The following is an 8905-nucleotide window of genomic DNA, read 5'->3' as shown; positions in this document are numbered from 1 at the left end:
TAGTCTTGCCTCAAAGGAACTACCTCGACGAGGAGGTAATTCATATATTACTGGCTGTGTTTCGGCACGCTGTTGAGTTCTCAAAGAACACGCGCACACCGCAGTCACATCAGCTTTTCGCTGACTTACTTCCGGGGCTGTGTTTGAAGCTTATTTGGTCTTTCGATCCGGTGTCAAATCGGCCGCTAGGCCTTCTTTGTCTTCCGGTTTTTTCGTCAGGCCCGTTCCGGCTTGTTTTCCGGCCCGTGTCGCTCTGACTTGGAGAACATTACACGGGGCACTTTCGATCTCCAAATCGGGGGGTCACCTAAGCGTTGGAACCGCCGCTGACCTGCGCGTTCGTCACCGCGAAGACCGGGTGGCGATCCGCCTCCGCCTCGAACGCCGAGACGGGGTCGCCGACCTTCGCGTCGAAGAAAGGCCTAGTCACGGGCTCTTTGCGCACATAAGCGGCCAGCACGGGCGCCGCGACGGCCGCGGAAACCTCGTTCAAAACGACTTGACGTGACCTACGTCCCCTTCGCAGGACCGCCGAGCCGGCCGCCCGTGCGTTGTGCACCCAGTCGCGAACGCCGTACGGCGCGACGAGCCACTCCTGACCGTCGTGCGCCATGAGGCGAATGGGGATCGTGCGCTCAGCTCCACTACGACGGCCACGGATCGTCAGCAGTACGTAGTAGGAGGGCGCGATGCCGAGTGCGACGGCGCGACTGATGACGACGTTGCCGACACGACGCACGAGGTGCTGACGGTAAGTCTTGGCCACAAGGTCAATCATGGACCTCATGACGTTCGACGTGGTGGTGATTGGTGGAGGTCCTGCGGGCCGTTCGCTCGCACGGGCCTGTGCGCACGAAGGGCTCCGCACGGCGATCGTGGATCGTCACCCACAACGACCCTGGACTGCGACCTACGGCGCGTGGGCCGACGAGCTCCCGCCGGACACGCCGACGAGGGCGGTGAGCACCACTGTTCGCGCATACGCGCGCGAGGAGCACCTGATCCAACGCACCTACGTCGTCCTCGACAACACCAAGCTCCACGAACTGCCTGAGTCGGTAGAAGTGCTCCAACGGCCAGAAGCGGCGCGGTACACGTTCAACGCCACAGGTGCGCGCAAGGGCCGTGCCGAGCAAACAGCAGTAGGAACGGTCATCGAGTCGGACAGCACCGACACCACGTTGATGGACTGGCGCGGCAACGGCGACACGTTCCTCTACACGGTCCCTCTGGGGAACAACCGCGTCCTGGTGGAGGAGACCTGTCTGGCCAGCAGGCCGGGCATGCCGCTGAGCGAGCTCCGCGAACGTCTGCACGCACGCCTCGACCCCACCGACGAAGAAGAACGCGTCCGATTCCCCCTGGACGCGCCACGAGCCACGGACAACGCGTTCGGTGCGGCGGCCGGGTTCATCCACCCCGCCACGGGCTACAGCGTCGCCACCTCGCTCACGCTCGCCCCGCAGGTCGCCCAGGCGGTCAAGGCGGGCGAGGACCCGAAGCGCGTGATCTGGTCCCGCAAGGCGCGCATGGTGCACACCATGCGCTCGCGAGGACTCGAAGCCCTCCTCCGGCTCAGCCCCGAGGAGACCCTGGACTTCTTCGAGGTCTTCTTCCGGCTCGACGTGGAGTTGCAGCGCGCCTACCTGTCCGGCCGCGAGGACGTCAGGGGAACAGCGGCCGCCATGCTCACCCTGTTCCGCACCGCTCCGAGCCACCTCAGGTGGAAACTCCCCCGCTGAATCCCCAGCGTGAGCTCGGTGTCACCGAACGCACCTCTGGTGTGGCAAATGGTCGCCAACCTCATGAACAGCTGGTGAACCCGCTTGGTGGCTCTCGTTCGCACCGGCACGATCGGGAACGTGCCCGCATTGCTGGATGACGTCAGGTTCGCCTTCCAGCCGCTGTTCAACCTGAACACCGGGGGCGTCGTCGCGATCGAGGCTCTGGCCCGTCCGCACGACGGCAGCGTGCAGGATCTGCTCCAGGCCGCCTTCCGGGCGGGCCTGCTGGCCAACGCCGACGTCGGACTCGCGTGCCGCGCCATCCGTTCCGCGGCCGACTTCGACCTGATGCTGCCGCTGCACGTGAACCTGCTGGCGATCACGGTCGCGGACAAGCCCGAGGTCATGAGCCCGCTCTACGGCGCGCTCCGCGACGCCGGCCGGTCCCCGGACACCGTCGTCATCGAGATCGGCGAGCCGTACTCGCGCGCCAACCGCGGCCGTCTCGCGCGCGGCATGCAGACGCTGCGCAACAACGGCTTCCGGCTCGCGCTCGACTGCGTCGGCGAGGGCGACGTCCCGCTCGGCCTGCTGACGAGCGCCTCGCCGGACTACATCAAGCTCGACCGCGAGATCGTCCGCTCGCTGCCCGACGACGCCGCGCGGGGTGCTCTGGTCAAGTCGCTGGTGCACCTCGGCGAGTACACGGGCGGCCAGGTCGTGGCCGAGGGCGTGGAGACCGAGGCTGAGCTGACCTACCTGCGCAAGCTCGGGGTGGGGTACGCGCAGGGCAGGCTCCTCGCTCCCCCGCAACGGCGGCCGGCGGTGAACGCCCGCATCGCGCCCGAGGCGGTCACGGAGACCGCGGAGATCCGCCGCGCGAACACGGGGCCTCGGATCACGGCGTTCCTGCACCCCGCCACGGTGCTGCCCGAGACCGCGACGAGCGAAGAGGTGCGCGAGGTGTTCGCCTCGCAGCAGTCGGTCACGGGTGTCGTGCTGCTGGACGACGAGGGCCGGCCGAAGTGGTCCGTGGACCGCAACAGGTTCCTTCTGGCGGTGACGGGTCCGTACGGGCACGCGTTGCATGCCAAGCGAGAGGCCGCACGGCTCGCGGACAAGCCTCACGTCATCGGCACCGATTCGTCGGCGCTCGAGCTTCTGGACGTGGTGGCGGGTGCGAACCGTGAACGCACCAACGACGACCTCATCGTCGTGGACCACAACGAGCGGTGCATGGGTGTTGTGCGCGTAGCGGATGTTGTGCGCGGCGTGGCCGAGTTGAAGGTGGAGCAGGCGGCCGCGCTCAGTCCGCTGACCCGGCTTCCGGGCAGTGACGCGGTCGCGAAGGAGGTCGACCGGCGCATCGAGGCCGGTGAGATCTTCTCGGTCTCGTGGCTGGACGTCGACAGCTTCAAGCTGGTCAACGACTCGGTGGGGTTCGCGGCGGGTGACGATCTGATCCGCGAGATCGGGCACGACCTGGCGGATCTCGCGCAGGCGTTCCCCGGTGTGCACGTCGGGCACGTCGGTGGCGACGACTTCCTGCTGTTGGCCGGGCTCGACGAGACGGTGCCGCTGAGTGCTCGTTTGCTCGACAAGCCGTACACGGCAGAGGGACGACACATCACCCTCTCTCTTGCGACCCTTGTCTGTGCCCCGGGATCAGTGGGGTCGTATCGCGAGGTGTCGCGGTTGCTGGCACCAGTGAAGGAGCACGCGAAGTCGCTCGCCGGGTCCAGCTGGGTCATGGGCAGGCCGGGCACCGAACGACGTGACGTGCTGCGTGGTGTCGCGCAACGCGCGGTGGGTTAACAAGTACAACCAAACGCCTCCTGTGCGGCGCACTGATCACTCATAGCATCGAGAGTGCTACTCAGTGCACAGGAGGTTCGGCGTGCAGGTCGGCAGCAGAACTCAATCGGTACCCGCGCAACGCAGAAGCATGGACGGCCTCCTGACCGTTGGCGTGGAAGAGGAATTCGTGCTCGTCGAGGCTTCCACGGGCCATTTGGCCAACCGTGCCAACGAAGTGCTGGCGGGCGCGGACCGGTACGAGGTCGATCTGCAACCGGAAATCGCGCAGTACCAGGTGGAATCGGCCAGCGGCATCTGCACGGACATGTCCGTGTTGCGCGAACAACTGGCCACAGCGCGGAGAGCTCTGATCGAACGGGCCGCGCGCCACGACGCGAGGCTCGCCGCCACCGGGACGCCCGTGCTGGGTCTCACGATGCCGACGCCGCTGACGAACTCCCCGCGCTACCACCGGATGGCGCAGGAGATGGGCGCGCTCACCAACGACCTCGCGATCTGCGGCTGTCACGTGCACGTCGGCCTGCCCGACGACGAGTCGAAGATCTTCGTGAGCAACCACCTGCGGCCGTGGCTGCCGACACTGCTGGCGCTGGGCGCGAACTCGCCGTACTGGCTCGACGGCGACACGGGGTACGCGAGCTGGCGGTACGTGGTCTGGAACCGTTGGCCCACTTCAGGTGCGCCGCCGCACTTCGACTCGGCGGCCGAGTACTACGCGGCACGGGAGGAGATCGTCGCGAGCGGCGCGGCGATGGACGCCGGGATGCTCTACTGGGACGTCCGGCTCTCCGCCCGCCACCCCACGCTCGAACTGCGGGTCTCGGACGTCGCGCCGACGGTCGAGGAGGCGGTGCTGATGGCCGCCCTGGTGCGCGGGATCGCCGCCACCGCACTGAGTTCCGGCGCGGCACCGCTCGAGCTGCCGCCGCACCTGCTGAAGGTCGCGCTGTGGCGGGCCGCGCGCGACGGCCTGGAGGGCTTCGGCATCGACCCGGTGACCGGCGCGCCCACGCCCGCGTCGACGATCGTCGCGTCGCTGCTGCGGTGGATCCGGCCGGCGCTGGAGTTCTCCGGCGACCACGAGATGGTGACGACGGCGATCGACCGGTTGCTGCTCGACGGCACGGGGGCGGTGCGGCAGCGGCGGGCGTTCGCGCGGCGCGGCCGGCGGGACGACGTGGTGGGTTTCCTGGTGGCGCAGACCTCCCCGGTCTGAGCCGCGCTTCAGGCCAGCGAAGGGATCGCGGCCAGCACGATCGTCGACGCCACGGCCGCGGACGTGCCGCAGCGCTCCTGCTGCCGGGCTGTCGGCAGATCCCGGGCGAGCAGGAACGCCGAGCACGCGACGACACCGGCCGCGGCCCAGAACGGGCCGAACCGGAACCACACCCCGCCACCGACCATCAGCAGCCCGGCGACGGTCAGCCGCGTGGTCGTGTCGACGGTGTGCCGCGTCCTGCGCGCGACGGCCGAGGTGCGTGCGCCGCCTGCACGGCCGGGGACGGCCCACCCCAGCGCGCGGGCCGTGGCGAGGACGGCGCTTCCGGAGAACAGCAGCCACACCGCCGGATCGGGTCGTCCTCCGGCTGAGGAGTAGGCAGTGATGCTCGGCAGCAGTCCGGTGGCGATCGCCAGCGCCACCGGACCGGCGTGGCCGCGCCGCTTCAGCCTGATCGGTTCGAGGGTGCGGGCCAGGTTCAGCACGAGGATCAGACCGACGCCCGCCGCGACCCTCCACGAGACGGCGGCGGCCAGCGCGAGGGCGAAGACCATCTCGAAGATCGCCAGAGCGAGGACCCTCCGCGCGCCGACCTCCCGCACCGCCCGGGCCTCGCCGTCGGCGTAGGCGTCGAGCGGGTTGCCGGAGACGATCGCGACGAGGTTCGCGATCACCGCGATCACCACGGCGAGGTCGAATCTCGTTGCATAGCAGGCACCCCACGAGGCGGCGCACACGAAGTGCACGCCGAACGGGTGTTCCAGGCGGTGGAGGTACGTCAACGCCGACAAGCGGCCACCGTAGCACCGGTTGCTCCGTTCGGCGCAGTGTTCAGCGGGACGCTCCGAGCGGGCGGATGCTGGTCCGAAAGGCCGGAAGGAGCAGGTTGTGACGACAGCGCGCGACATCATGCACCCTGGCGTGCGGTGCGTGGACGAGGACGCGAGTCTCGTCGAGGCGGCCCGCATGATGCGGGACCTCGACGTCGGTTCCCTGCCGATCTGCGGCAAGGACGACCGGCTGCACGGGATCATCACCGACCGCGACATCGTGATCAGGGCCGTCGCGGAAGGGCTCGACCTCGCGGCCACCCGAGCCGGTGAGTTCGGCGGGCACGTCCACTGGGTCGACGCGGAGGACCCGTTGGAGCACGTGCTCGAGACCATGGGAGAGCACCAGATCCGGCGGCTGCCGGTGATCGAGGACCACCGGCTGGTCGGCATGGTGTCGGAGGCGGACCTCGCCCGGCACCTGCCCGAGGACCAGCTCGCGGCGTTCGTGGAACGGGTCTACGCCTAGGCCCTGTCCTGCAAGTCTCGTCGGGCGACAGCAGCGGCCGAGGGCTCCGGAGGCGGCACCGCCGCAACTCCCGAACACGCCCGGTATGAGGGCGTGGCGGCGGCACCGCCTCCGGGTCTCTCGCCCGCGCCTCTCACCGAACGCACTTCAGGACAGCGCCTAGGTCCTAGGACCTGCGAACACCGTGTTCCAGGTAGCGGGTCTCGCCTGACTCCCGTGCGCGCAACGCTTCCGCCACCCTGCGTGCGAGTCTCGGGATCAGGCGTTCCCCCGCCTCGGACGGCGGGACGAACGCGTACGACCGGAGCTCGTCGGCCGGCAGCCGGATCTCGTCCGCCGCGGTGATCAGGCCGCCCTCGAACACGAACAGCACGCGGTCCTCGCCGTCGCGCGGCGCCCAGTCGGCCACGAGCAGCCGGCCGGGTTCCCTGACCAGGCCGAGCTCCTCCTCGACCTCGCGGCGGCAGGTCTCACTCGGCGTCTCGCCGCGCTCGATCGCCCCGCCCGGGATCTCCCAGTTCGGCTTGTACGTGGGCTCGACGAGCAGAAGGCGCCCCGCTTCGTCGAAGAAGAGTGCGCCCGCGCCGGACAGTGCTCTGCTGCTCTGAGTCACATTTCCTTTGTACGGCTCAGAACAGGGTGGCGGGCTCGACCGGTTCCGGTTCGGGCAGCGGGTCGAGCTCGGGAACCAGCGCGCGCACGTCGTCGTGGAAGCGGCGGGCCAGCTCGGGCGCGTCGTCGTTGTTGGGGGTGTGCATGAAGAACGTCGGCGAGAGGCCTTCGCGGAGCCAGTTCGCGACCACCTCGGTCCACGGCCGCCACCCCCGCACCGTCTCCTCGACGGAGTCCCGGCCGAGGTAGCGGACGACCGGCCGGTCGGTCAGCGCGCGCGTCCGCCGCGGCATCCTCGGCTTCTTGGCCCACGCCTCCGCTTCGCCCTCACTGGTCGGCGGGCTCTGGAACAGGACCTCGGTGTCGAACGGCACCCACTCGGCGCGCACGTCGTCGAGCGTGCCCTCGAGCAGCGACGTGGACCGCGCGTCGGTGAAGAAGTCGAGGTGGCGCACCTCCACCGCGCGCCGGCGATCGGCGGGCAGCCTGCGCAGGAACCGGCCGAGGGCCTCGACGTCGGCCGGGCCGAACGACCCGGGCAGCTGCGTCCAGAGCACGGCCCGCTCGCCGAGGGGTTCGATCGCGTCCAGGAACGCCCGCATGTCCGCCTCGACGCCGACGAACCGGCGCTCGTGCGTGACGACCTTGGGCACCTTCACCATGAACCGGAAGTCCGGGTCGATCTGCTGCGCCCACGTCTCGACGGTGCTCCGGGCAGGGGTCGCGTAGAAGGTCGTGTTGCCCTCGACCGCGTTGCACCAGCCCGCGTACGCCCGCAGGCGTTCCTTCGGCGGCAGGGGCTGCGGCAGGAACCGGCCGGGCCACGCCTTGTGGATCCACATCGCGCAGCCGACGTGAAGACGTGCCACTCCACCCACTCCCATCGGTCGTGGGTGCGAATCTACTTCACTGGTTCGTGTGCGAACGTTGGTCGTCCCGCCAGGATTTGAACCTGGGACCTACCGCGTATCAGACGGACGCTCTCACCGGACTGAGCTACGGGACGGAAGTGGAAGACGAGGGTGTCGAACCCTCCGGGGCGATCTTGCAAGGATCACCTGCGCGCCGGCGCGTCCCCCTTGTTCGGTTGTGCAGTGCCGCGGGCAGGATTCGAACCTGCACTGAACGCGTTCTGAGCGCGTTGCCTCTTCCGTTGGGCTACCGGGGCTTGGACTTGCTATGGCGAGCGGTCGGAGGGCATCGAACCCTCTTCTTCGGTTTGGAAGACCGACGTGTCCGCCGAGTTCACCACGACCGCATTGTTTTCGAGCAGCACCGATGGAAGGAGTCGAACCCTCGGGCAACGGGTTTGGAATCCGTTCCGCTTCCCAAGCTCATCGGCATTGAAGGCCAGACAAAAAGAAAACCGCCCAGGGTTCCCGTGGGCGGCTCCGAGGTCATGACCTGGGGATCAGGTCATGGCGTGGAGCCCCACGCCACCGCCAGCAGACCGCCGGCGATGAGGGCGAGAATTCGCCATCCCGCGAGCTGTGCGTTGGCAAGCATGTCTTCCTCCGGTTGATCTCTGTCGTTCGTGATGGGACCAAGCTATGCGACGGCCGGACGACCGTGCAACGCATTTAATGAAGCTTCTCGCGGTGTTCCAGATGGTGGATTTCTGTTTCGATGGTGTTCATGAGGGGTACTGGTCCTGGACTCGGGGAGCGCCACCCGGACGTGGTGAGGCTGCTGGCCGCCCACACGCCCGCCGCCACCGACGAGGTGGCCTGGATGGACGGCACGCTGCCGTTGCGGGTCGGTGCCCACCTCGGCCCGGCCGACCTGCCCGACGAGCTGGTCACGTCGGTCCGGTGCGTCGTGCGGGTCGGCGAGCTGGTCGTCTTCTGCGAGAACGCCGACGGCGGCCACGTCCTGCCTGGTGGCCGGCGGGAACCCGGAGAGACGCACGCGGACACCGCGAGACGCGAGGTGCACGAGGAGACCGGGTGGCTGCTCGACCGTGAAAGCCTTCGCCCGCTGGGGTGGCTGCACTTCGAGCACCTCGCCCCCAGGCGTCCCGGCTACCTCTACCCCTACCCGGACTTCCTCCAGGTGGTCTTCCAGGGCGTCGCGACCGAACGCGCCGGCGGGTCCGACTGGGTCGACACAGACGGGTACGAGCTGAGCTCCCGGCTCGTGACCGTCGCCGAGGCACGCCGGACGTCCTTGAACGGTCCGCTCGCGACGGCGTTCCTCGCCCTGCTCTGAACGACGAACGGCGCGCACCCCGCAG

At 68.7% G+C, this 8905-nt stretch carries 9 protein-coding genes and 4 tRNA genes; 5 read left to right on the top strand and 8 right to left on the bottom strand.

All coding sequences use genetic code 11. From position 1 onward, the window contains the following. Positions 1-307: 307 nt before the first annotated feature. On the bottom strand, positions 308-766 hold the full coding sequence (locus ACWF7A_RS43295; RefSeq protein ID WP_452256278.1) for a nitroreductase family deazaflavin-dependent oxidoreductase: 459 nt from the start codon (positions 764-766) through the stop codon (positions 308-310). Positions 767-785: 19 nt separating this feature from the next. On the opposite strand from ACWF7A_RS43295, the gene ACWF7A_RS43290 reads away from it, so the two are divergent. The 3 genes from ACWF7A_RS43290 (at position 786) to ACWF7A_RS43280 (ending at position 4758) form a co-directional block, all read left to right on the top strand. Beyond that, positions 786-1742, top strand: a complete 957-nt coding sequence (locus tag ACWF7A_RS43290) for a lycopene cyclase family protein (protein WP_452256277.1) — start codon at positions 786-788, stop codon at positions 1740-1742. 120 nt (positions 1743-1862) lie between these two features. Next, positions 1863-3539 (top strand): GGDEF domain-containing protein, encoded by a 1677-nt coding sequence (locus ACWF7A_RS43285; protein ID WP_452256276.1) that lies wholly within the window; start codon positions 1863-1865, stop codon positions 3537-3539. A 130-nt stretch (positions 3540-3669) separates the two neighbouring features. Then, positions 3670-4758, top strand: coding sequence for a carboxylate-amine ligase (locus tag ACWF7A_RS43280; protein ID WP_452256275.1), 1089 nt, complete (start codon positions 3670-3672; stop codon positions 4756-4758). Between the two features lie 8 nt (positions 4759-4766). On the opposite strand, the gene ACWF7A_RS43275 is transcribed toward ACWF7A_RS43280, so the two are convergent. Further along, the gene (locus ACWF7A_RS43275) at positions 4767-5552 is read right to left on the bottom strand and encodes a UbiA family prenyltransferase (protein ID WP_452256274.1); all 786 of its coding nucleotides are present in this window, start codon (positions 5550-5552) and stop codon (positions 4767-4769) included. 97 nt (positions 5553-5649) lie between these two features. Between ACWF7A_RS43275 and ACWF7A_RS43270 the strand changes: the two genes are divergently transcribed. Then, the gene (locus ACWF7A_RS43270; protein ID WP_452256273.1) at positions 5650-6060 is read left to right on the top strand and encodes a CBS domain-containing protein; all 411 of its coding nucleotides are present in this window, start codon (positions 5650-5652) and stop codon (positions 6058-6060) included. A gap of 166 nt (positions 6061-6226) precedes the next feature. Here the strand turns inward: ACWF7A_RS43270 and ACWF7A_RS43265 are convergent, their stop codons facing one another. The 6 genes from ACWF7A_RS43265 to ACWF7A_RS43240 all read right to left on the bottom strand — a co-directional run bounded on the left by ACWF7A_RS43265 (position 6227) and on the right by ACWF7A_RS43240 (position 8014). Next, positions 6227-6673, bottom strand: a complete 447-nt coding sequence (locus ACWF7A_RS43265) for an NUDIX domain-containing protein (RefSeq protein ID WP_452256272.1) — start codon at positions 6671-6673, stop codon at positions 6227-6229. 16 nt (positions 6674-6689) lie between these two features. Continuing rightward, positions 6690-7514, bottom strand: coding sequence for a DUF72 domain-containing protein (locus tag ACWF7A_RS43260; protein ID WP_452256280.1), 825 nt, complete (start codon positions 7512-7514; stop codon positions 6690-6692). An 86-nt stretch (positions 7515-7600) separates the two neighbouring features. Further along, positions 7601-7678: transfer RNA gene (locus tag ACWF7A_RS43255), tRNA-Ile, on the bottom strand. Between the two features lie 89 nt (positions 7679-7767). Further along, positions 7768-7840, bottom strand: a tRNA-Leu gene (locus tag ACWF7A_RS43250). 17 nt (positions 7841-7857) lie between these two features. Beyond that, positions 7858-7930: transfer RNA gene (locus tag ACWF7A_RS43245), tRNA-Gly, on the bottom strand. A gap of 15 nt (positions 7931-7945) precedes the next feature. Beyond that, a tRNA-Trp gene (locus ACWF7A_RS43240) sits at positions 7946-8014 on the bottom strand. 293 nt (positions 8015-8307) lie between these two features. On the opposite strand from ACWF7A_RS43240, the gene ACWF7A_RS43235 reads away from it, so the two are divergent. After that, positions 8308-8880: an NUDIX hydrolase gene (locus ACWF7A_RS43235; RefSeq protein WP_452256271.1), complete on the top strand. Its 573-nt coding sequence runs from the start codon at positions 8308-8310 to the stop codon at positions 8878-8880. Positions 8881-8905: the final 25 nt, after the last annotated feature.

Source organism: Lentzea sp. NPDC055074 (genome assembly GCF_053608005.1).
This window is presented reverse-complemented; position numbering and strand designations above follow the sequence as displayed.